This is a genomic window from Streptomyces sp. NPDC055103, from assembly GCF_053607625.1.
The window spans coordinates 99259-120064 of record NZ_JBSGTX010000003.1 but is presented as its reverse complement, the minus strand read 5'-3'; the positions used below and the strand labels follow the sequence as shown (position 1 = coordinate 120064).

At 72.4% G+C, this 20806-nt stretch carries 27 protein-coding genes and 1 pseudogene; 16 read left to right on the top strand and 12 right to left on the bottom strand.

Translation table 11 applies throughout. From position 1 onward, the window contains the following. Nucleotides 1-4: 4 nt before the first annotated feature. From ACWFR1_RS03660 to ACWFR1_RS03650, 3 genes and pseudogenes are all read left to right on the top strand, one after another. Nucleotides 5-682 (top strand): maleylpyruvate isomerase family mycothiol-dependent enzyme, encoded by a 678-nt coding sequence (locus tag ACWFR1_RS03660; RefSeq protein WP_453546041.1) that lies wholly within the window; start codon nucleotides 5-7, stop codon nucleotides 680-682. 73 nt (nucleotides 683-755) lie between these two features. After that, nucleotides 756-980 (top strand): annotated as a pseudogene (locus ACWFR1_RS03655) (AMP-binding protein); the annotation flags it as partial. Nucleotides 981-1071: 91 nt separating this feature from the next. Then, nucleotides 1072-1257: a hypothetical protein gene (locus ACWFR1_RS03650; protein WP_453546231.1), complete on the top strand. Its 186-nt coding sequence runs from the start codon at nucleotides 1072-1074 to the stop codon at nucleotides 1255-1257. Here ACWFR1_RS03650 and ACWFR1_RS03645 read toward each other — a convergent pair. Beyond that, nucleotides 1226-2185, bottom strand: coding sequence for a hypothetical protein (locus ACWFR1_RS03645; protein ID WP_453546038.1), 960 nt, complete (start codon nucleotides 2183-2185; stop codon nucleotides 1226-1228). The genes ACWFR1_RS03650 and ACWFR1_RS03645 overlap by 32 nt on opposite strands. Nucleotides 2186-2434: 249 nt before the next feature. Here ACWFR1_RS03645 and ACWFR1_RS03640 point away from each other — a divergent pair, with 249 nt between their 5' ends. From ACWFR1_RS03640 to ACWFR1_RS03630, 3 genes are all read left to right on the top strand, one after another. Further along, nucleotides 2435-2818, top strand: a complete 384-nt coding sequence (locus ACWFR1_RS03640; protein WP_453546037.1) for a VOC family protein — start codon at nucleotides 2435-2437, stop codon at nucleotides 2816-2818. A 123-nt stretch (nucleotides 2819-2941) separates the two neighbouring features. Further along, entirely contained in the window at nucleotides 2942-3763 is an 822-nt protein-coding gene (locus ACWFR1_RS03635; protein WP_453546035.1) for a helix-turn-helix domain-containing protein, read from the top strand. Continuing rightward, entirely contained in the window at nucleotides 3756-3947 is a 192-nt protein-coding gene (locus tag ACWFR1_RS03630) for a DUF397 domain-containing protein (RefSeq protein ID WP_453546032.1), read from the top strand. The genes ACWFR1_RS03635 and ACWFR1_RS03630 overlap by 8 nt, the downstream gene beginning before the upstream one ends. Nucleotides 3948-3956: 9 nt before the next feature. On the opposite strand, the gene ACWFR1_RS03625 is transcribed toward ACWFR1_RS03630, so the two are convergent. From ACWFR1_RS03625 to ACWFR1_RS03615, 3 genes are all read right to left on the bottom strand, one after another. After that, nucleotides 3957-4448: a hypothetical protein gene (locus ACWFR1_RS03625; protein WP_453546030.1), complete on the bottom strand. Its 492-nt coding sequence runs from the start codon at nucleotides 4446-4448 to the stop codon at nucleotides 3957-3959. 89 nt (nucleotides 4449-4537) lie between these two features. Beyond that, nucleotides 4538-5353 carry an alpha/beta fold hydrolase gene (locus ACWFR1_RS03620; RefSeq protein ID WP_453546028.1) on the bottom strand — a complete coding sequence of 272 codons (816 nt, stop codon included), beginning with the start codon at nucleotides 5351-5353 and terminating at the stop codon, nucleotides 4538-4540. Between the two features lie 63 nt (nucleotides 5354-5416). After that, the gene (locus ACWFR1_RS03615; protein WP_453546026.1) at nucleotides 5417-6928 is read right to left on the bottom strand and encodes a hypothetical protein; all 1512 of its coding nucleotides are present in this window, start codon (nucleotides 6926-6928) and stop codon (nucleotides 5417-5419) included. A gap of 242 nt (nucleotides 6929-7170) precedes the next feature. Between ACWFR1_RS03615 and ACWFR1_RS03610 the strand changes: the two genes are divergently transcribed. The 3 genes from ACWFR1_RS03610 to ACWFR1_RS03600 are packed head-to-tail and all read left to right on the top strand — an operon-like array spanning nucleotide 7171 to nucleotide 8422. Continuing rightward, complete coding sequence (locus ACWFR1_RS03610) at nucleotides 7171-7461, top strand: hypothetical protein (protein WP_453546023.1); 291 nt, start codon at nucleotides 7171-7173, stop codon at nucleotides 7459-7461. A 44-nt stretch (nucleotides 7462-7505) separates the two neighbouring features. Then, complete coding sequence (locus tag ACWFR1_RS03605; protein WP_453546021.1) at nucleotides 7506-7814, top strand: DUF2087 domain-containing protein; 309 nt, start codon at nucleotides 7506-7508, stop codon at nucleotides 7812-7814. Continuing rightward, the gene (locus tag ACWFR1_RS03600; RefSeq protein ID WP_453546019.1) at nucleotides 7811-8422 is read left to right on the top strand and encodes a LysE family transporter; all 612 of its coding nucleotides are present in this window, start codon (nucleotides 7811-7813) and stop codon (nucleotides 8420-8422) included. The genes ACWFR1_RS03605 and ACWFR1_RS03600 overlap by 4 nt, the downstream gene beginning before the upstream one ends. A gap of 33 nt (nucleotides 8423-8455) precedes the next feature. On the opposite strand, the gene ACWFR1_RS03595 is transcribed toward ACWFR1_RS03600, so the two are convergent. Next, nucleotides 8456-8863, bottom strand: a complete 408-nt coding sequence (locus ACWFR1_RS03595) for a PIN domain-containing protein (RefSeq protein ID WP_453546017.1) — start codon at nucleotides 8861-8863, stop codon at nucleotides 8456-8458. Beyond that, entirely contained in the window at nucleotides 8860-9078 is a 219-nt protein-coding gene (locus ACWFR1_RS03590) for a type II toxin-antitoxin system VapB family antitoxin (RefSeq protein ID WP_453546015.1), read from the bottom strand. The genes ACWFR1_RS03595 and ACWFR1_RS03590 overlap by 4 nt, the downstream gene beginning before the upstream one ends. Before the next feature lie 236 nt (nucleotides 9079-9314). Between ACWFR1_RS03590 and ACWFR1_RS03585 the strand changes: the two genes are divergently transcribed. After that, a complete protein-coding gene (locus ACWFR1_RS03585; RefSeq protein WP_453546013.1) occupies nucleotides 9315-10604 on the top strand; it encodes an amino acid permease in 1290 nt (429 codons plus the stop codon). Here ACWFR1_RS03585 and ACWFR1_RS03580 read toward each other — a convergent pair. The 3 genes from ACWFR1_RS03580 to ACWFR1_RS03570 all read right to left on the bottom strand — a co-directional run bounded on the left by ACWFR1_RS03580 (nucleotide 10555) and on the right by ACWFR1_RS03570 (nucleotide 13144). Next, nucleotides 10555-11223, bottom strand: coding sequence for a TetR/AcrR family transcriptional regulator (locus ACWFR1_RS03580; RefSeq protein WP_453546010.1), 669 nt, complete (start codon nucleotides 11221-11223; stop codon nucleotides 10555-10557). The genes ACWFR1_RS03585 and ACWFR1_RS03580 overlap by 50 nt on opposite strands. A 144-nt stretch (nucleotides 11224-11367) precedes the next feature. Next, complete coding sequence (locus tag ACWFR1_RS03575) at nucleotides 11368-11871, bottom strand: cupin domain-containing protein (protein ID WP_453546007.1); 504 nt, start codon at nucleotides 11869-11871, stop codon at nucleotides 11368-11370. 79 nt (nucleotides 11872-11950) lie between these two features. After that, complete coding sequence (locus ACWFR1_RS03570; protein ID WP_453546005.1) at nucleotides 11951-13144, bottom strand: MFS transporter; 1194 nt, start codon at nucleotides 13142-13144, stop codon at nucleotides 11951-11953. A 125-nt stretch (nucleotides 13145-13269) separates the two neighbouring features. Here ACWFR1_RS03570 and ACWFR1_RS03565 point away from each other — a divergent pair, with 125 nt between their 5' ends. Both ACWFR1_RS03565 and ACWFR1_RS03560 read left to right on the top strand, forming a co-directional pair. Next, entirely contained in the window at nucleotides 13270-13857 is a 588-nt protein-coding gene (locus ACWFR1_RS03565; protein ID WP_453546003.1) for an NADPH-dependent FMN reductase, read from the top strand. Beyond that, nucleotides 13854-14726 carry an MBL fold metallo-hydrolase gene (locus ACWFR1_RS03560; protein WP_453546001.1) on the top strand — a complete coding sequence of 291 codons (873 nt, stop codon included), beginning with the start codon at nucleotides 13854-13856 and terminating at the stop codon, nucleotides 14724-14726. Before ACWFR1_RS03565 ends, ACWFR1_RS03560 begins: the two co-directional genes overlap by 4 nt. 68 nt (nucleotides 14727-14794) lie before the next feature. Here ACWFR1_RS03560 and ACWFR1_RS03555 read toward each other — a convergent pair whose 3' ends face one another. After that, the gene (locus ACWFR1_RS03555) at nucleotides 14795-15112 is read right to left on the bottom strand and encodes a hypothetical protein (protein ID WP_453545999.1); all 318 of its coding nucleotides are present in this window, start codon (nucleotides 15110-15112) and stop codon (nucleotides 14795-14797) included. Between the two features lie 144 nt (nucleotides 15113-15256). Between ACWFR1_RS03555 and ACWFR1_RS03550 the strand changes: the two genes are divergently transcribed. After that, entirely contained in the window at nucleotides 15257-15829 is a 573-nt protein-coding gene (locus tag ACWFR1_RS03550; RefSeq protein ID WP_453545997.1) for a dihydrofolate reductase family protein, read from the top strand. Nucleotides 15830-15867: 38 nt separating this feature from the next. Then, on the top strand, nucleotides 15868-16515 hold the full coding sequence (locus tag ACWFR1_RS03545) for a dihydrofolate reductase family protein (RefSeq protein ID WP_453545995.1): 648 nt from the start codon (nucleotides 15868-15870) through the stop codon (nucleotides 16513-16515). 20 nt (nucleotides 16516-16535) lie between these two features. On the opposite strand, the gene ACWFR1_RS03540 is transcribed toward ACWFR1_RS03545, so the two are convergent. Together ACWFR1_RS03540 and ACWFR1_RS03535 are read right to left on the bottom strand one after the other, a co-directional pair. After that, entirely contained in the window at nucleotides 16536-16820 is a 285-nt protein-coding gene (locus ACWFR1_RS03540; protein WP_453545992.1) for a hypothetical protein, read from the bottom strand. Nucleotides 16821-16908: 88 nt separating this feature from the next. Next, nucleotides 16909-17640: a PIG-L deacetylase family protein gene (locus ACWFR1_RS03535; protein ID WP_453545990.1), complete on the bottom strand. Its 732-nt coding sequence runs from the start codon at nucleotides 17638-17640 to the stop codon at nucleotides 16909-16911. Nucleotides 17641-17849: 209 nt separating this feature from the next. On the opposite strand from ACWFR1_RS03535, the gene asnB reads away from it, so the two are divergent. Continuing rightward, on the top strand, nucleotides 17850-19664 hold the full coding sequence (gene asnB / locus ACWFR1_RS03530; protein ID WP_453545988.1) for an asparagine synthase (glutamine-hydrolyzing): 1815 nt from the start codon (nucleotides 17850-17852) through the stop codon (nucleotides 19662-19664). Beyond that, the gene (locus ACWFR1_RS03525) at nucleotides 19654-20730 is read left to right on the top strand and encodes a PrpF domain-containing protein (protein WP_453545985.1); all 1077 of its coding nucleotides are present in this window, start codon (nucleotides 19654-19656) and stop codon (nucleotides 20728-20730) included. The genes asnB and ACWFR1_RS03525 overlap by 11 nt, the downstream gene beginning before the upstream one ends. The last annotated feature ends 76 nt before the right edge of the window (nucleotides 20731-20806 follow it).

Below are 20806 nucleotides of genomic sequence, written 5' to 3'. Positions count from 1 at the left end.
CGGCATGTGTACGGAGTGCACGGACGACACCCGTGACCCCTGGCTCCCCGACCGCCTCCTCCGGACGGAACGGGACGCCCTGATGCCCCTGCTGCGCCGCACGCCCCCGGAGGCGTACGACCTCCGCACGGCCTGCCCCGGCTGGACGGCGCGGCAGGTCCTGGCCCACTGCGGAGCCGCCCTGGTCAGGATCGTCGAGGACCGCCTGGAGGAAGGCGTGTTCCTGCCGGAGGCGAACGCCCACGACGTGGCCGAGCGCGCGGACTGGCCACTGGCCCGGATCCTCGACGAACTGGAACGCGGCCTGACGGAGGCGGGCCCCGTCATCGCCGCACGCGAGGACGGCCGGCTCGACGCCGTCGCGCTCGGCGAGTGGGTCCACGCCGGAGACGTACGGGAGGCCTTCGGCGAGCCCGGCGCGTACTGCGGCGCCAGCCTGGACCTGGCCCTCCCGCTCCTCTCGGTCACCAGCCGCAAACGGGAGACCCCCCGCCTGGTGGGCGTCCTGGCGGACCGGGACGACCACCCGGTGACCCTCGGCAACGAGACGGAGGGCCGCGACCCGGCCCGCTTCACCGGCGACGCGGCCACCCTGATCCGCATCTACGCGGGCCGACCGCTGGTCCGCACCCGCTACGAACTGACAGGCGCCACAGAACACGAACTACTCATCTACCGCTGAGGGGCGCGGGGCCGGCGGGGCGGGCGGGGCGCCTGCCCCGCCCCCGCGCGTTCCCTCACCCGAAGGGACCTCCATGCCCAGCACGCTCGACCGCCTCCTCCGCACCGAGGCCCAGGCGCGCCCCGACGCCACCGCCGTCGCCTACGACGACGAGACGCTCACCTTCCGCGAGCTGGCGGAAGGCGCCACCGTGCTCGCCACCTACCTCCGCACCCTCGGCGTCACCGCCGACACCCGCGTAGGCGTCCACGTCGACCCGTCCCTCGAACTCGTCATCGGCGCCTGGGGCGTCGTCTGCTCCGGCGCCGCCTACGTCCCGCTCTCCCCGGAGTACCCCGAGGAGCGCCTCCGCTACATACACGCTCTGGGGTTACTCCTTCGGCGCCCGCGTGGCCTTCGAGTCGGCCCACCTCTTCAAGGCGGAGGGCGACGACTACTCGTTCCTGGAGAACGCCGAGGGCTGGTCGACCCGCCCGCCGACGGTGGTGGAACTGGCCGCGGACCACTACAGCCTGCTGCGCCGGCCCGACCTGAAGGAACTCGTCAAGAAGATCCGCTACCGGCTGGGTGAGTAGCGGCGCACGCGGGACACAGGGTCTGGCCCTCGACGACCGGCCGGAACAGCATGGGCTGGGTGTGTCTGCCGGCGCACTCCTGTGCGCCTTCGAGGCGTGGGGAGAGGCGGGGCGGCCCGGCGGGCGGGGGCTCGTGCGGGCGCCGGGGTGGTACGTGGCGCAGCAGGTATCTGACGAGCCCGCCGGGCCGGTGTACGGGCGTCCCGGCGCTGGGCAGGCCGCGCAGCACGTGCTCGTGGACGTCGTTGGAGGTGTGTCCGGCGGCGAGCCAGTGGGAGACGAGCCGGGTGAGTTCGTCGCGCATGCCGGGTGGGATGTGGCGGAGGGCGGGGGAGAGCAGGGGGAGGACGCCGACGAGGGCGCGGGCTTCGTCGAGCTGCGGGTCGGCCTCGGGGACGGGGTCGTCCTCCGGCTCGGGCTCGGGCTCGTGGTCGCCTTCCGGCTCCGGTTCGGCTTCCGGGGGAAGGAGGGAAGTGTCTTCCCTCAGTTGTTGTTCTGGATGACCGTCGGTCAGCGGGGCCACCGGATGACCGGCGGCCGGGATCATGGCACTCGGCGCCATCTGCGGAAACACCCGCTCGGCGCCGGCGCGGAAGGGGAGGCTGCCGAAGATCTTGGCGGCCTCTTCGGCGCGCAACGGGACGCTGGAGACGAGCTGTTGGGTGGCCCAGAGCCCACCCTCGCCCTGCACGCGCCGCTCGTGCACGTACCCCTCGGCCTTGAGCTGCCGCTTGGCCCGGTTGAAGGAACACGCCCCGATGCGGGCGTGTTCGGCGGTCTTGGAGAGGGTCTGGCGGGAGTGTCCGGGGAGGGAAAGCTGCCAGTTGAGGATGCGTGCGGCATCGGAGTCGAGGCGCGGATGCCGGATGATGTCGTTGGTGAGCTGGGTGAAATCGCGTTCGGGCGCGATAAAGTTGCGATAGATCACGGTGGACGCCTATTCCACTAGTGGTTCAGGCCCTCGACGATGGTTCCAGCCGTCGACGGGGGCCGTTTTGTTGCGAACGTACCGCACGGCATATGCCCGGAACGACACGCAGAGTGAAGAACCGCTCGTACGAGTGACGCGCCGTGCGGTGTTCTCTGGCCCGTAAATTCACGCGAATCCGAGGGCCGGTTGAGGCAGGATCGTCGCCGTCCCCGCGAACGGGGGCAGGTTCGATCGCTAGGAGGCGGCATGGCCAAGGAAATCCAGCTGACGTTCGACTGCGCCGACCCGGGCGCGCAGGCGGCGTTCTGGGCTCAGGCGCTGGGCTATGGCATGCCGCCCAAGACCGACCCGGAGAACCGCTGGGCGGCCATCACGGATCCGGACGGCAAGGGCCCGCGGCTGTACTTCCAGACGGTCCCCGAGGGCAAGACGGTGAAGAACCGCCTGCACCTCGACGTGCGCTCGGCACCCGGCCTGTCCGGGGACGAGCGCATGGCCGCCCTGGAGGTGGAGGCCGCCAGGCTGGAGGCGCTGGGGGCGAAGCAGCTGTACACCCTTGAGGCCGATGACGAGGACGAGGGCATCATCGTGATGGCCGACCCGGAGGGCAACGAGTTCTGCCTGGACTGAGGGCGGGTCCTGGGGGAGGGTCCACTTTCTGATGGATCTCCTCCGGGACGACTCCACGAAGACGCGATCCGCCCTACGCTTTACCGGAGTTGAGTTCCATTGCGCAGGTGAGGAACGGGGCGTATGCCAGGAGCGCAAGATCTGGACCCCGGGGACAGCGTCGAGCAGTACCTCGGGAACGTGGTCCGCGAGGCGCGGCTGGCGCTCGGGCGGGAGTGGACGCAGACGTACCTCGCGGCGAAGGTCTTCAGCAGTGGAACCCGTGTCTCCGAGATCGAGCGGGGCGAGGATCCCCCCGACCGGGACCTGGCGAAGAAGCTGGAGCTCGTCCTGGAGCTGCCGTCCGGTTCGCTCGTGAACCTGGTGAAGATCCTGACCGAGCAGAGCGTGCGCGACTACGCGAAGACCTACATGCGCCGCCAGCTCGAAGCCACCGCCATACACGAGTTCTCCATCGTCGTGCCGGGCCTGCTGCAGACCGCCGCGTATGCGCGTGCGGTGATGGGAGCGGGCCTCGCGGGCGACCCGGCACAGATCGGCGACTACGCGCGAAGGCGACTGGAGCGGCAGGCCGTACTCGATCAGCCCGACCCGCCCTGGATGATGATCGTGCTCGACGAGGCCTGCCTGCGCCGCGACATGGGAGGCGGCGAGGCGATGCGCGAGCAGATCGAGCACCTGCTCACCATGAGCGAACGCCCCAACGTGAACATCCAGGTGCTTCCTATGAAGGGGGCTCCTGTAGCTGGTTCCGTCGCCCTTCTCACGCTCCCCAGGGGGGAGCGCGGGGCGTACACGGAGGGCTTCAGCACGGGCAACTACACCGAGGAACCAGCCCAGGTGATGCGATTCCAGCGTGTCTATGATCTGCTGCAACAGGGTGCGTTGGGCGTCCGCGCATCCCTGGAACTGATGCGCGCTATCGCGAAGGAACACCGTGACTGAGACCTCCCCGAACTGGCGCAAGAGCACGTACAGCGGCAACGACAACGACGCCTGCGTCGAGGTCGCCGACAACCTCCGCCGTGTCCGTGTCCGGGACACGAAGGACCACTCCAAGGGCGAGCTGACGGCCACGCCGACCGCCTGGGTCGCCTTCACCAACTTCGCGCGGTCGCGCGCGATCTGACCTCGGCGGTCAGCGGTCGCGCCGCCGGCGCTTGCGGTTCGGGCGGTGGGGTCGTACGAGGCTGTCGAGGGCGCCGACGGCGGCACGGACGTGGTCCGGTTCGCGGGGTGTCCTCCCGCCCGAGCACCACCAGGTGACGTGCCCGTCCTCATCTCGCGGATGCATGCCGATCTCGTGCTCGCCGCACACCGGCCAGGCCTGCCAGAGGAGCTCGATGAGGGTGTCCTGCGCGGCTTCGGCGACGGCCGCCAGGGCGAGGGAGGGGGAGTCGGTCGAGCTCGGCTCCAGACGGTTGCCGTGCCACTCGCCGTTGGCCATGGCCACGTAGACGTCCTCGGCCGTTCCCTCCTCCCACGAGGCAAGCGCGAGCAGTCGCAGAGGGGCCTGGTCCGGCAGGGTCACCGCGAGGTCGCGGTTCACCAGGGCGAGCGCCTCCTCCCACAGCGGGTACGCCCCGGGCAGAACCGGCCAGGGACTGGAGGAATCGAAGACGGCGCTCATGGAGCCATCCTGCACGCGGGGGGCGACCGGTCCGCAAGGGAGATATCGGGAATCGACTCCAGGCGCCTGGGCGCCTGGCGCCACGTCGCCTAGGAAGGCGACGTCCCGGGCGGGGGCTCGGCGTGCGTGCGGCAGAAGGCGCGGACCGTTGCCGTGAAGAGTTCCGGTGCCTCCAGGTTGCTCACGTGGCCCACCCCGGGGATCACCACCAGCTCGGCCCGCGGGATGGCGTCCCGGAAGGCGTGGGCGACGGTGAGCGGGGAGCGGGCGTCGCGTTCGCCCCACAGCAGCAGGGTCGGGACCGTGATCCGGGGCAGCAGGTCCGTCTCGTCGGCCTCGGCCATCAGGGAGAGCTGCGCGGCCATCGTCTCCGGCCGTACGTCGTGGCTCATGGCGTCCAGGAGCGCCGCGAAGCGCTCGGGCGGGCCGTCGGCGTACAGCCCCGGCAGCGTCGGGTCGAACTCCTCCCGTGGCACCGCGAGCATCCGCCGCGCCCCCGCGACCCGCGCCGCGACCTCCTCCGGCGGCAGCGAGCCCTTCCAGCCGGCGTACGTGTCGACCATCAGCAGCGACCGCACCAGGTCCGGCCGCCACCGGTACAGCTCCAGGACCACCGTCCCGCCCCAGGACAGCCCCGCGACCTGGGCGGGCCCGAGCCCCACGTCCTCGACGACCGCGGCGAGGGCGCGCGCGAAGTCCGCGAGCCCGTAGCCGGGCGGCAGCTCGCCGGACCGTCCCGACCCGGGCTCGTCCCAGGCCACCACGGTGAACTCGTCGGCCAGTGCCTCGACTTGCGGCGCCCACATGCGCCCGTCGAGCCCGGCCCCATGGGCGAGGACCACGACCGGCCCCCGCCCCTTCCGCGTATAGGCGACGTCGACGCCGCCGACCCGCACCACTGCCATGCCCCCAGGCTAGCCAGGCACGCCCCCGCCCGCAGGGGGTGGCGGGCTCGCCAGGCGCCCCCATCAGAAGCGGAAGCGTGCCTTGACCGGGTAGTGGTCCGACTGGCCCGCGTCGGCCGTCACGTCGCACGAGACGACCGTTCCGGTGGACGGGCCGAACAGGTAGTCGATCTTGATGCTGCGGCCGGTCAGGGGCTTCGTGGCCCGGCCGTCGCGCGGCTGGGTGGCCGACAGGCCCTCGTCGCACTCCTTGTCCGCCGTGTAGGCCGGCGTCAGGACGTCCTTGGGAAGGTCCGTCGAGGTGGAGTCCGGCGGGGTGGCGTTGAGGTCGCCGCCGTACACGGTCCGGTAGCCCGGCATCGTGTACGCGTGGACGATCTCCTGGAGCTTCGCGGCCTGCTGCCTGCGCACCGAGCCGTCCGAGTCGTCCGTCGGCAGGCCGGCGCTGAAGTGGGCCGTGCAGAACTGCAGGGCCTGCGCCGGGAGGACGGCGCAGATCGCGGTCCGCTGCTCCATGCGCGTCCAGGCGCCGTCGATGGTCTTGTTCTGCGGCGACGGCAGGTCGTACGACGTGTACCAGACGTTGGCGTCGGGCACCGCGAGACCGATGCCGTAGGCGCCGCGGTCCTTCCAGCCTTCCGCCGCCGAACCGGCGTTGTGGCAGGTCCTGGCGGCCTTCACCGAGGAGTTGTCGACGGTGTACTTGATGGGGGCGAAGCGTACGTCCCAGCCGGTCCCCGTCTTCGCCTCCAGCGCGATCTCGACGGCCTTGGCGTGCGACTCGCACATCTCCTGGAGGAACACCGCACGGTACTGCTGCGCCTCCGCCGTGGTGCCCATCCGGGCCGTGATCTGGGAGCCCAGGGACGCGCCTTCCACCCGGAAGTTCCCGCAGGCGTCGTTGTGGTTCGCGCAGACGTTCCACGACATCACGCGGAAGTCGGCCGCCGGAGCGGGGGAGGCGGGAGCGGGGCGGCCGCCCAGGTCGCTCGCGTTCTCCTCGCCCAGGTACACGAGCTGGAACTTCTGCCAGGAGCCGACCGTGTCCCCCCGCGCCCGCAGCAGCCCCGCGTCGGTCCCCGGGTCCTGCACCTCGGCGGTCACGTACTTGTAGCCGTCGTTCGTGGCGGCCCTCAGGGCGTACGTACCGTCCGTCTGCTTCTCCAGCTGGAGCTTCTCCCAGGCGCCGGCGGTGGTGCCCCGGGCGCGGAGCAGGTTCTGGTAGCTGCCGGTCGCGCTGCGCTCCGTCGTGACGTAGTTCCCGTTCGCCTCCGAACGCAGGGTGGTGCTCCACCCCTTGTCGTCGGTGTGCAGCGTGAACTTCTCCCAGGAGCCCAGGTCGTCGAGCGTGGCGGCGGACTTGCGGGCGCGCAGCATGGCCTCCCCGCTGCCGGTGGCCGAGACCTCCACCGACACGTAGAGACCGCCGGCGCCCACGGACTTGAGCGCGTACTTGTCGCTCGACGTGACGGGCACCGCCCGGGTCTCCACGGCCTGGGCCTGCGCCGGTGTCATGGCGATCACCGCGAACAGCGCGGAACACAGCACCGCCAAGCGGCGCACTGTCTGTCTCATCTTGCTGCCTCACCTCGGCTGGGAACGGCCAAACGGCGCACGTTACGGAACCGCCGCGACCGCGAACAAGGCTCCTGGGCGGCATCCGTCAGGTCCTTCGCGCGCTGCCGCGCGCCCCCGACTCCGCGCGCCGCCCCGCCCCCGGCATCGCCCGATCGGGGCCCGTCGCCGTGCGGGGCGGGGGAGCGGCTGTTCTGCTGGCCTGGACCCCGCTTCCCTCACGTACGTACAGGAGCAGACCCATGGCCGTCATCGTCACCGTCGAGATCCCCGGCGGCACCCAGGCGCAGTACGAGGAGACCACCTCGCAGCTCGTCGCCGCCGAGTGGTGGCCGCCGCAGGGGTTCATCGCCCACGCCGCCGGGCCGGACGGGGACGGTGGGTGGCGGGTCGTCGACTTCTGGGACTCGCAGGACGACTTCCTCGCGTTCGTGGAGAAGGCGCGGCCGCTCTTCGACCGGGGTGGCCTGCCGAGGATCCTGCCGAAGGTGCAGGAGGCCGTGAACGTGATGGTGCGGCCCGAGCCGAAGTAAAACCCTTTGCGGGGCGGGGCCGTCGCCCGCCAGGCTTCGGTCCCATGACCAGTCATCCTTCCCGCCCCGTCGCGGACCTGTTCTCCGCGGACGGGCGCCTCAAGGCGATCCCGCGCAAGCCCGCGCGCCGCGAGGCACTGCTCGCGCACCTCGCCGCGACCCTCTTCGACGCGGACCGCTCCTATCGTGAGCCCGAGGTCAACGAGGCCCTGCGCACCGTGCACGAGGACTTCCCGGCGCTGCGCCGCTACCTCGTCATCGGCGGCTTCCTCACCCGTACCAAGGACGGCGCGGACTACCGCCGACAGCAGCAGCCCTGCTCCCCCGGAGGCGCGATCCCCGCCGCCGCGTGACGGCCGCGGTGGTGGCCGGCCTGCTGGCCGGCTACGGCATCGCGATCCCGGTCGGCGCCGTCGGCGCCCACCTGGTGGCGGTCGCGGCACGCTCCCCCTGGCGTACGGGGGCGGGCGCGGCCCTCGGCATCGCCGCCGCGGACGGGCTGTACGCCCTGCTCGCGGTCCTCGGGGGCGCGGCCCTCGTCCCCCTCCTCGCCCCGGTGGCGACCCCGCTGCGCTGGGCCTCGGCCGTGGTCCTCGTGATCCTGGCGGCCGTGTCCACCCGGGCGGCCGTCCGTGCGTACCGCGCGGGCCAGGCCACCGCGGAGTCCCCGCCCCCGGCTCCCCGGCGCGCGTTCCTCACGTTCCTGGGGATCACGGCCCTCAACCCGATGACGGTCGTCTACTTCACGGCCCTCGTCCTCGGCGGCCACGCGACGACGGGCGCGACGGAAGCGACGGCCTTCGTCCTCGCCGCCTTCGCGGCCTCGGCGAGCTGGCAACTCCTCCTCGCCACCGGCGGCACCCTCCTCGGCCACCTCGTCACGGGCCCCCGCGGCCGCCTGACGACGGCCCTCGCCTCGGGGCTGCTGATCACGGTGCTGGCGGTGGGGCTGGTGGTGTGAGCGGCCTCGACCGAGACCTCAGTCCGAGCGGGCTCAGGCGTCGGGCAGCAGTCGGACCATGCCGATGCCAGGCCGGACCTTGGCGATGGCAGTGAAGTCGTCGTCCACGTGCAGCAGGGTCAGGTGATGCTGCTCGGCGGTGAGCGCGATGAGGATGTCCATCGGCGAAGGGCCGCGGTGGTGCCCGATGCGCAGGAGGTCACGCTGCACCGCCACGACCTTCGGCCATGGGTCCTCCGGTGCGGGAACCCAGGCGAAGGTCTGGTTCAGCATGGTGGTGAACGGCTCGTGGTCGCGGTCGGCGCGGAGGCTCCGCGTCAACTCGGCTTCCACAGGTGGGCAGATGGAGACCTGGGCGTGTGCCACGCGGCCCGGCCAGGGCTCTCCGATCTGCCGGCGCAGGAGCCGCCACACGGCTGACGTGTCGGCGAGGTAGTTCACCGGCCGGACCGCTCCTGCTCTTCGAGGAAGTCGAAGTCGAGGAAGTCCTCGGCGTTGTCCTGGAGCCAGCAGAGGGCTCGGGCGCGATCGTCCGCGCTGATCGCCGCCGCTATGGCCAACGCGCGATTGATGGTGTCCCGCTTGGTCTTGGTGCCGAGCTGCTGCTGCGCGAAGGCGAGCATGTCGTCGTCGATGTCGACCAGGGTCTTGGACACGAGAGCCTCCAGCGGATCGTATATCTCGACGTGTGGAGTATATATCGCGGCCGTGTCCACGTCTCCGCTTCCGGGTTGGGGTCCGTCCCGGGAGGTCTCAGCGGCCGGAACCGGCTTGCCTCCGGGGCGGATCAGCGGGGAAACTCCTGCGCCGGTCGTCTGCCGGTCGTCTGAATTTCGGGGGAATCGTGACAGAGCGGGTGCTCGGTGCTGGGCTGCGTCAGCGACATCTGGCCATGATCGCGTTGGGTGGGGCCATCGGGGCCGGGCTCTTCGTCGGTTCGGGGTTCGGGATAGCCGCCGCCGGGCCCGGGATCCTCGTCTCGTACGCGATCGCCGGCGTCCTGACCGTGCTGGTGATGCGCATGCTCGGCGAGATGTCCGCGGCCCGCCCCGTCACCGGCTCCTTCGCCGAGCACGCGCGGTCGGCCTTCGGGCCGTGGGCCGGGCTGCTCGCCGGGTGGATGTACTGGGCGCTGCTCGTCGTCAGCGTCGCCGCCGAGGCCGTCGGCGCGGCGCACATCGTCGAGGGCTGGGTGCCGGCCGTGCCCGGCTGGGCGTGGGTGGCCCTCTTCATGAGCGTGTTCACCGTCGGCAACCTCGCCGGCGTCCGCAGCTTCGGCGAGCTGGAGTTCTGGTTCGCCGGCCTCAAGATCGTCGCGATCGCCGGCTTCCTCGTCCTCGGCGCCGTCGTCCTCGCCGGTCTGCTGCCCGGCCATCCCGCACCCGGCGCCGCGCACCTCACCGGCGACGGCGGCTTCCTGCCGCACGGCTGGCACGGCGTCGCCGTCGGCATGGTCGCGGCCGTCTTCGCCTTCGGCGGACTGGAGACCGTCACCATCGCCGCGGCCGAGTGCGACGACCCCGCCCGCGCGGTCCGCACCGGCGTACGGGCCGTCATGTGGCGGGTCGCCGTCTGCTACCTCGGCTCGATGGCCGTGATCGTCGCCCTCGTCCCGTGGAACGACCCCGCCGTCACCGCCGAAGGCCCGTACGCCGCCGTCATGGCCCGCATCGGCGTCCCCGGCGCCGCCGACCTCATGAAGGCCGTCGTCCTCGTCGCGCTCCTGTCCGCGATGAACGCCAACATCTACGGCTCCTCACGCATGCTGTACGCCCTCGTCGGGCGCGGCGACGCGCCCCGCCCGCTCGGCCGCCTGCGGAAGGGGGTCCCGTACGCGGCCGTCCTCGCCTCCGCCGCGTTCGGCTTCGTCTCGGTCGTCCTCAGCCTGCTCTGGCCGCGCACGGTCTTCCCGTTCCTGCTCAACTCCATCGGCGCCGCGATCCTCGTCGTCTGGGCGCTGATCGCCGCCTCCCACCTGCGCCTGCACGGTCCTTCCGGACGGGCGGTGGCGGCCCTCGCCGGGATCGGGGCGGTGCTGCTCTTCATGCTCGGCGACGCCGGCAGCCGCACCCAGATCCTGACGACGGGCGCCTGGGCGGCGGCGCTCCTGGTGTGGGCCAGGGTCAGGACCCTCAGGCGCCGGTCGCGTACCGCGCCAGGAACAGATCCACTCCCGAGCTGATCACCCGCGTCAGCTCGGCGTCCTCGATCGCCGCGTCGGGCGAGAAGGTACGGACGAGCTGCGGCACGCCCACCGTCACCGCGACGAGCTGCTGCACGGCGAGCTTCGCGTCGGGCGCGTCGAGCGTGCCCCGCGCGTTCAGCTCGGTGAAGGCCTCGACGAGCGGGCCGTTGTTCATGTCGTAGCTGACCCGGTACCAGAGCTGGCCGAGCTGCGGGAATCGGTCTATCTCGCCGATCACCAGGCGTCGCAGCGACATGATGTCGGGCCGCAGCAGGATCCGCGCCCAGTCGGTGGTGAGCCGGACGAGTGCGGCCCGCAGGTCGGGGGCGTCGGCGATGGTGGAGTTGACCGGCTCCAGATCGGCGTACGTCTTCGGCAGGACACCGCCGATGACGGCGAGGAACAGGCGCTCCTTGCTGCCGAAGTGCTTGTAGATCGTCGCCTTGGAGACGCCCGAGCCGCGGGTGATCGCGTCCATCGAGGCCGCGGAGTAGCCCTCGGCGAGGAACTCGGCGAGCGCGGCGTCGATGATCGCCTGACGCTTGCGCGAGGCCGCGTCGGCGGGGTCCGGGATGATCGGGATGCCGTACTCGTCGATGGCGCCCTGGGCGTCCATGGGCGGTGTCCTTAGCTGTGGTGGCGGGGGCCGCCAGTATATGAACTGAACGGTTTGGTCTGCAAAGCTCGGGCTGTCGGATGCGCTTGGTCGCCCGGTGCGGCCGGCTGCCGGGCTGCCCGGCTGCCCGGTGCGGCCGTGCGCCTACACGAAGAAGCTGTCGTGGCGCTCGCAGAACTCCGTCCGCTCGGCGTCGCTGAGGTCGGCCAGCCGCGGGAGCGCCTCGAAGTACTCCTCGCGGGGCGCGCCGGGGGCGAACAGCATGAGCATCGAGGCCGGTTCGGCGGCGTCGTTGCGGAAGGCGTGCAGTCCGCCGACGGGGACGTAGAGGTGGTCGCCGGAGGTCGCCGTGACCCACTGCTCCCCGTCGAACAGCCGCACGCTGCCGGAGAGGACGAAGAACGCCTCCGACATGGCCTTGTGGAAGTGGGTGCTCGGACCGCCCGCCTCGGGCCCCATCTCGACGCGGTACAGGCCGTATTCGCCGTCGGTCGAGGTGGTCGTGGACAGGTAGTGGTACGCGGTGCCGCCGGGCCCGGGCCCGGAGACGAAGTCGGGCGCGGCGGTGGCGGGCCGGAAGAGGGCGCTGAGTTCGCCCTGCTCGCCGAAGTAGCGGGGGGCCGGGTAGGAGGGGTGGAGGAGGGACATCGGAGCTCCTGGTGTGGGTGAGCGGGCGGGTGCCCGTGGGTGGGTGGACGGTGTGTGGTCGTAGGGGGTGGGTGGCCGGTCAGGGCGCGTTCTGGAGAGCCTCCGCCAGCGCCGGGCCCGCCGCCACCCCGATCAGGAACGCGAGGTTGAACAGCCCGATCGCCGTCCCGTGCCGGGCCTCCGGGAGCCGTCCGGTCGCCGCGCCGGTCAGCAGCCCCTGACCGCCGGCCGTGACGAGCGAACTGGTCGCCGAGCCGATCAGGACCACCGCCGTCCAGGGCGCGAACGCGGCCAGGGCGGCCGCCGTCAGGGACCCGGCAGCGAGCAGCAGCCGCATCCGGCGCGCGCCCAGGGCGGGTGCGGCGCGGATCAGCTGCCAGGAGAGCACGGCCCCCACCAGGGTCGCGATCGAGGCCGCCGCGCCGGTCTCCACGACCGTCCAGCCGGTGAGGCCGGCGACCCGGCGCGGAGCCGCGTACAGCAGGGCGAAGTTGACGGTGGAGAGCGCGAGCATGAGCCCGGCGGCGGCGCGGAAGGCGGGGTCGCGCAGGACGTCGAGGGGGAGACGGGGGAGGCGGAGGGGGCGGAAGAGGCAGAGGGGGCGGGGGAGGCGGAGGGGGCGGGGGAGTTCGGCGGTACGCGTTCGGGCTCGTTCGCTTCCGGGGTCGGCCTTCGGTGCCGCGCGGCCCGCGAGGCGCAGTGCCGGCACGAGGGCGAGCAGGCTCAGGAGCGGGAGCGCCAGGGTCGCGCGCCAGCCGAGTGTCCCGGCGACGGCCGCGCCGACGAAGAGTCCCGACGTGCCGCCGACCGCGCTGCCGATCGCGACGATTCCGGCCGCCCGGCCCGAGCGGTCCCGGCCGGCGATCTGGAAGGCCGCGACATTGAGGCCGGCCGCGCCCGCCGCCTCCAGGGCGCGCCCGGCGACGGCCGGCGGGAGGTTCGGGGCGACGAGGGCGAGGGCCGCGCCCAGGGTGAGGACGGCCGCGCCGGTCCGGACGGTCCCGGCGGGGCCGCGGCGCCCGCCCACGGCGGACAGCAGGGGCGTACCGACCACCATGCCGATCCCGTACGCCGTCAGCAGCCAGGCCGCCGTCCCCGGGGAGACGGCGAGTCCGCGGGCGGCCTCGGGCAGGGCCAGGGTCGGGCCGGACACGCCCATCGCGGCGGGCGCGGCGAGCAGGGCGAGGAACAGGCCGCCGCCCGCCCGGCCGGGACCGGCTCTCGTGAGGGCGGGGGAGGTGCCGGCGACGGGGTCGGTCGTGTGGGTGGCCATGCGTCGAATGAACTACACCATTCAGTTCACTGTCAAGACTGAACCGTTCTGTTGACAGACTGAACCGATCGGTTTAGCTTCTTGCTCGTCGATATCCGGCACACCGTTTCCGAGGGGGAACCACCATGACCGCGTCCACGCCCACTTCCACGGTCCTCGCCATCTCCGGCTCGATCCGCGCCGCCTCGCACAACACCCGACTCCTCCATGCCGCACGGAAGTTCAACACCGGCCAGGAGATCGAGATCTACGAGGGTCTGCGCGACATCCCGCCGTACGACCAGGACCTCGACAACCCCGAGCTGCGCCCGGCCGTCGTGAACGACCTCCGCCGGCGCGTCCTGGAGGCGGACGGACTGCTCATCGCCACACCGGAGTTCAACTACTCCGTCCCCGGCGTCCTCAAGAACGCCCTCGACTGGCTGAGCACCGGCAGCGCCACCGAGGCCGTGCCCCTGCTGCGCAAGCCCACCGCGATCCTCGGCGCCGCGCCCACCAACTTCGGCACCGTCCGCGCGCAGCTCGCCCTGCGTCAGGTCTTCGTCTGGACGGACACCGACGTGGTCGTGAAGCCGGAGGTGCAGGTGTTCCGTTCGCACGAGCGCTTCGACGCCGAGGGCAACCTCACGGACGAGGCCACGATCGAGCTGGTCCAGGGCCTCCTGACGAGCCTCCAGGTCAAGATCGACGCGGCGAAGGCCTCCCGGGCATGACCGACCCGGCAACGACTCCCGCACAGACCGGTGTTACGGCTCCGGTCCCGGCCACGGTGACGTACGTGGGGACGGCGACCGTCCTGCTCCGGATCGGCGACCTCACCGTCCTCACGGACCCGGCCCTCGATCCGGCCCCCGCCGACTACCCGGCGGCCCGCCCGCTGCACCGCACGGCCGGCCCGGCGCTCGCCGCCGACCGGCTGCCGCCCGTCGACCTGGTCCTCCTCTCCCACGACCAGCACGCCGACAACCTCGACCGGTCCGGCCGCGAGGTCCTCGGCCGGGCGGCGAGGATCCTCACCACCCCGGAGGCCGCCGAACGCCTCGGCGGCCGCGCGGAGGGGCTCGCGCCCTGGGAGACCCGCGAGGTCACGGCCGGCGCGACGACGGTCCGGGTCACGGCGACCCCCGCCCGACACGGCCCGGAGGGCACGGAGCAGGTCACCGGCCCGGTCACGGGCTTCGTCGTCGAGTACGGCGAGTACGTCGAGTACGTCGAGTACGTCGAGTCCGGCCAGCAGGCGGAGTACGGGGAGCGCGGGGAGGAGCGGACTCTCTACCTCTCCGGCGACACCGTCCGCCACGAGGCCCTCGCGGAGATCGGCGAACGCTTCGCGATCGACACCGCCTTCCTCCATCTGGGTGACGCCCACTTCCCGGCCACCGGCGACCTGGCCTTCTCGATGAGCGCGCGCGAAGGCGCGGCCCTGGCCCGCACCCTCGGCGCGCGCACGGTGATCCCGCTCCACTACGACTCCTGGTCCCACTTCACGGAGGACCCGGCCCGTATCGCGGAGGCTTTCGAGGCCCCGGACCTGGAGGGCCGCCTCCGCAGGCTCCGCCCGGGCGTGGCCGAAACGCTCTGACCGCCCGACCGCCCGACCGCCCGACCGCCCGCGCTACCGCCCGACCGCCCGCGCTACCGCCCGACCGCTCAGCGGCCGCGCCGCGCCCCCGCCGCCGCCAGCGAGACCGTCCCCGCGACGGCCCCGGCGACCGCCAGGACCGCGCCCGTGGCGAGGACTCCCCGCCGGGAGCGGTAGGAGAGGACCGACCAGCAGGAGCGGGCGGACAGCAGCGAGCCGGTGCTCGCCCAGGAGCCGACGGAGCCGACGGACAGCGCGGAGCCGACGGAGCCGACGGAGAGGAAGGACCCGACGGAGCCGATCGAGAGCGTCGAGCCCACGGACCCGACGGACAGGAGCGAGTCGCGCGACCACAAGGACAGGGACGATCTCCGCTGCATCGACATGATCCGATCGTAAGCTCGCGTACGGACCGATGAGTTTTCGCGCGGTCCACGGTCATAGCTCACAACTGCACACCGAGGCACCGAGGCACCGAGGCCACCGAGGCCACCGAGGCCACCGAGCCACCGAGATTTCGAGGATCCGACATGCGCACTCTCATCAGCACCGCCTTCGTCTCCCTCGACGGCGTCGTGGAGGGCCCGGGCGGCGAGCCCGGCTACCGGAACTCCGGCTGGACCTTCAAGGACATCGAGTTCCTGCCCGAGGCCTTCGAGATCAAGGAGCGGGAGCAGAAGGAGTCCGCCGCGATCCTGCTGGGCCGGACCAGCTACGAGGCGTTCAGCCCCGTGTGGCCCGACATGGAGGACTTCGCCGACTACAAGGTGATGCCGAAGTACGTCGTCTCCACCACGCTCACCGAGGACGACCTCGTCTCGAACTGGGGCGAGACCACGATTCTCCGCACGCTCGACGAGGTCGCCGCGCTGAAGGAGACCGAGGGCGGCCCGATCATCGTCCACGGCAGCGCCACCCTGAACCACGCGCTGTCGGACGCCGGCCTGATCGACCGCTACCACCTGCTCGTCTTCCCGCTCCTCCTCGGCGCGGGCAAGCGGCTCTTCAGCGCCACGGACAAGGACACGCAGAAGCTGAAGCTCGTGGAGCACGAGGCCTACGCCAACGGCCTGCAGAAGCAGGTCTTCGACGTCGTCCGCTGAGCAGTCCGCCGAGCAGTCCGCCGAGAGAAGAGAGCCCCGTGGTCCAGTTGCTGAGAGTCCAGAACTTCAACGTCTCGAGTGACGGGTTCGGTGCCGGTGAGGGCCAGAGCCTGGAAAGGCCCTTCGGCCACGCCGAACCCGGCGACATGTTCTCGTGGGCCGGCGCCACGGCGAGCTGGCCCATGCGCACCGACCCCGGGGGCAGCCGCGGGCTCGACGACTACTTCACGCGTGACTACGCGCGGAACATCGGCGCCGAGATCATGGGCCGCAACAAGTTCGGCCCCCAGCGGGGGCCCTGGGCCGATCACGAGTGGCGCGGCTGGTGGGGTGACGAACCCCCGTTCCGTACGCCGGTGTTCGTCATGACCCACCACAAGCGGCCGTCGTTCACGCTCTCCGACACCACCTTCCACTTCGTCGACGACGACCCGGCCACGGTCCTCGCCCGGGCGCGGGAAGCGGCGGGAGGCAAGGACGTCCGGCTGGGCGGCGGGGCCACCACGATCCGCGAGTTCCTCGACGCCGACCTCGTCGACACCCTGCACGTGGCGGTCTCACCGGTGAAGCTCGGTTCCGGGGCGCGGCTCTGGGAAGCGCCCGACGAGCTGTTCGACCGCTTCCACCACGAGGCCGTCCCCAGTCCCGGCGGCAGCGTGACGCACCACCTGTTCTGGCGCCGCTGACCAGCCGTACACGCCTCAGCTCAGCCGGCCGAAGCGGCCCCAACGACGGCTGCCCTGTTCGCCTGCCCGAAGAAGGCGTTGACGCGGGACCAGTGCTCCTCGAGCGCGTTCATGGCCTCGCCCTTCCCGCTGGAGAGCAGGCGTTGCACGGCCTTCGTCGCCTTGACCCCGTCGTCCTCCAGGGACGACGCGTAGGACCGCAGGGCGTCGGCCGCCGCGGATGACCGGTCCTCGTCGGCCTCGATCCAGTCCAGGCCGTACTGGTCGATGAGGCTTCGCTCGTCCGCTGTCGGTTCGATCGCCATCTCGGAACTCCCCCTGGTGAACCGGACGTTGGGCGAAGACCGTCTCACGCGGTCCATGGCCTCACAAGAACGGCACAGGGGGGAGCGCTCAGTCGATGTGCACGATCTGGAAGGCCTCCGCCATCCGGCCCGGGGGTAACCCGCCCGCCGTCGCGTGCTCGCCGAGCCAGTCGCGGAGCAGGCCGGCCAGGTCGTCGAAGTGGGCCGTCTGGGAGGTGTGGATGCGCAGGGCCTGGACCTTGCGCTCGAAGACCGGGGTGACGTCGACGTACTGGTTCGGGGTGGGGCCCGTCATCAGCCACAGTTCGTGGACCGTCCACGGCTCCAGGCCCTCCTCCTTGAGGAGCTGCGCGTGCGCGAAGGGGTTGCGCGCCTCGGGGTAGATCGCGCGCAGGCAGGCGTCCCCGACCGCGCGGTGGTCGGGGTGGAGGTCGGCGACGCGCGCCCAGTTGATCTCGGGGGACGGGATGATGGCCCGCTGCGGGCGTACTTCGCGGATGACCCGGCACAGGTCGCGCCGCAGCTCCACGGACGCCTCGACGAAGCTGTCGGGGTAGCCGAGGAAGCGGACGTCGGCGACGCCGCTGAGCTTCGCCGAGTGGACCTGCTCGGCGCGGCGCAGATCCGCCATCGCCTGCCGGGGGAGCTGCTCGTCGTAACCGCCGGCGCCGCCGTCCGTGACGATGCAGTACGTGACACGGGTGCCGCGCTCGATCCACTGCATGACGGTGCCGCTGACGCAGAACTCGATGTCGTCCGGGTGCGCGGCCACGACCAGCAGGGACGCGGGTGCGCCGCGACCGCTCTCGAAATCCTCCATGTCCCTCATGAGGCAAGCCTCTTGGGGCGGCGGGAGCGTCGCAAGGCCAACCCGTGGCGTGAACTGGACATGGCACTTACGCGCCATTCAAAAAGTTGGTAGATTCAAATCATTGGGTGCGACCAGTGTGAGATGGACAGTGGCTTCGGGCGCGTGACGTCGGAAGCGCGACCTCGGAAGTACGACTTCGGAATACGGAGGCGACCGCCATGTGCAGGATTCTCGGCACCATCGCCGCGGGAGCGGACCGCCCGGACCCCGCCGAGCTCGCGGCGGTCTCGGCCCGCCAGCGCCACGGCGGCCCCGACGAGCACCACGTGCTCAGCGGGCCCGGCTGGTCGCTCGGCTGCGACCGGCTCGCCGTGACCGACCCGTGCGGCGGGCAGCAGCCCTACCGGCTGCCGCACCTCCCCGGCATCCTCGCCGTGCTCAACGGCGAGATCTACAACCACGCCGAGCTGCGCCGCACGCTCGCCGCCCGCGGCCACCGCTTCCCCGACCGCTGCGACGGCACCGTGCTCCCCGCGCTCTACGCCGAGTACGGCCCCGCCTTCGCCGAGCACCTCGACGGCATGTTCGCCGCCGCGATCCTCGACCTGCGCCCCGGCAGCGCCCAACTCGTCCTCACCGTCGACGACATGGGCATGAAGCCGGTCTACTTCCACCACGATCCGTACGACGGCTCCACCCGCTTCGCCTCCGAGATCCCCGCCCTCCTCGCCTTCGAAGGGGTACGGATCTCCCCGCGCGACGACGCCCTCGACACCGTCCTCGCCACCCGCACCTCCTTCTCCACGCACACCGCGCTCGACGGCGTCAGCGTCCTGCCGCCCGGCGCGACCGCCCTCGTACGGCCGGGGTCCGCCCCCGTCGTGCGCCGCCGGGGCCCCCGGGCCGCCGCCCCCCTCGGCGGCGCGCCGGACACCCAGGACCTCCTGCGCCACGAGGTCCGGCGGCTCGCCCACGCCGAGGTGCCCGTCTGCGCCATCACCAGCGGCGGCCTCGACTCCGGCCTCGTCACCGCGCTCGCCGCCGAGCACGCCCGCGAGACCGACGCCCCGCCGCTGCACACCTTCCACCTGACCTACCGGGGCAAGTGGCCCGACTCCGAGGCCGCGTTCGCCCGCTCCGTCGCCCGCCGGGCCCGGACCGTCCACCACGAGGTCTCCGTCGACCCCGACGAGCTCTCCTCCCTCCTCACCCGGACCGTCCGCCACCTCGGCCAGCCCAACGCCGACCCCATCACCCTCTCCACGTACGCGCTCTTCCGCGCCGTCCGACAGAACGGCTTCACCGTCGCGCTCGCCGGCGACGGCGCCGACGAACTCTTCGGCGGCTACGACCGGATGCGCGCCGCGCTCACCGCCCCCGCCGGATCCGACTGGGCCGGCGCCTACGCCGACGCCCTCTCGGCCGCGCCGCGCCTGCTCCGCGACCACCTCTACACCGCCAACTACCGCGCGCACATCGCCGATCAGGGCTCCGCCGCCGACCGCATCGAGCAGGAGCTGCGCTCCGCCGAGGCCGTCGGCGAGGACCGGCTGACCGCGATGACCGCCTTCGAGACCCGCTGGCGGCTCCCCGCGTACCACCTGCGGCGCGTCGACCACCTCTCCATGGCCTGGGCCGTCGAGGCCCGGATGCCCTTCTGTCAGCCCTCCGTCGTCGCCCACGCCCGCGCCCTGCCGACGGCGGCGCGGACGGGCAAGCGCGCGCTGTACGAGGCCGGGGCCGAGCTGCTTCCGGCAGGTGTCCTCCGCCGCCCCAAGCAGCCCTTCACGCTCCCGCTCGCGGCGATGCTCGCGCCCGGCAGCCCGCTCCTCGACACCGTCCGCGAACTGCTCTCCCCGGCCCGGCTCGTCCTCGGCGGCAAGGTCCGCGCCGACCGGGTGCAGAAGCTCCTCGCCCGCCAGCTCGAACGCCCCTCGCACCACGACGCCCTGGCCCTCTGGGGCCTCGCCGTCCACGAGCTGTGGACGGAGGTCGTACAGGGCATGCGGATCCCGGTGGGCTGTGCGGCGTGACACTCCGGGACCTTCCCGTCCCGAGCCCGCCCCGGGGGCGCTCGGCGGGGCCGCCGAGACCCCCGGGCGCGTCCTCGCCACCGTCGTCCGCGCCGAGGACGCGCCCGGCCCCACCCTCGTCGTACGCCTCGACCAACTGCCGGTCGGGGCATTGGCGTTGGGCGCGGAACTGTCGCGCCTGCGTCACGCACTCGCCGGGACGGCGTACGCGGACCTCCACAAGATCGCCCTGTACGGCCCCGCCGCCGGCCCCAGCCCGGGTCCAGGCCCCGACCCCGACCCCGACCCCGCCCCCGGTCCAGGCCCCGGTCCAGGCCTCGCTCCCGCCATCGCCACCCCCGCCGCCCGTCCCGCCCGCCGAGGCCTCGACTACCGCTTCGTGCAGGCCCTCCCCGGCGGCGCCTTCGACTTCCGGGCCGGCTGCGGGCACTCCCTCCTCGCCTGTGTCGTCGCCGAAAGCCGCCCCGGGCCCGTCACCGTCCGGGCCGTGACGACAGGGGACACGGTGCTGTGCGAGCCCGAGCCGCACGGCGCCGACGCGTACACCCTCAGCTTCCTCAAGGCCCCCACCGCGCCCGGCACCCTCCCCACCGGCCGGCCCGTCGACCTCCTCCGCGGGATCCCCGTCTCCCTCGTGCGGTACGGCAACCCGTACGTCTTCGTCGACGCCCGCCACCTCCCCGAGGACCAGGACGCCCTCCACGACCGGCTCCTCGCGCTCCGGGCCGAGGCAGCCCGCGTCCTCGGCCACCCGCCCCACTCCGCGCTCCCCAAGATCGCCGCCTTCACCGCCTCCACGGAAGGCACCGCGGGCCCCGGCACGCTCTCCGTCCGCGCCCTCACCGTCGGCGGCTGGCACCCCCGGCTGGCGCTCACCGGCGCCGCCGCCCTCGCCGCCGCCGGCGCCCTCGACGGTACGGTCGTCCCCGCCCCCACCGGCCCCGTCCGCACCCCCGGCGGTACCGTCACCGTCTCCGCCGCGCCCGACCGCGTCCGCGTCCACCACAAGCGCGCGAAGGTCATCGGCAGGCTGGAACTGCCGTGGCGTATCCACGCAACGGCGTGAACGCGCACCCCTCTCACCGGGCTCACGGTGTCCTTTCTCTGCCACGCTGAAATGGACCGGCCATCGGTATCCGTGG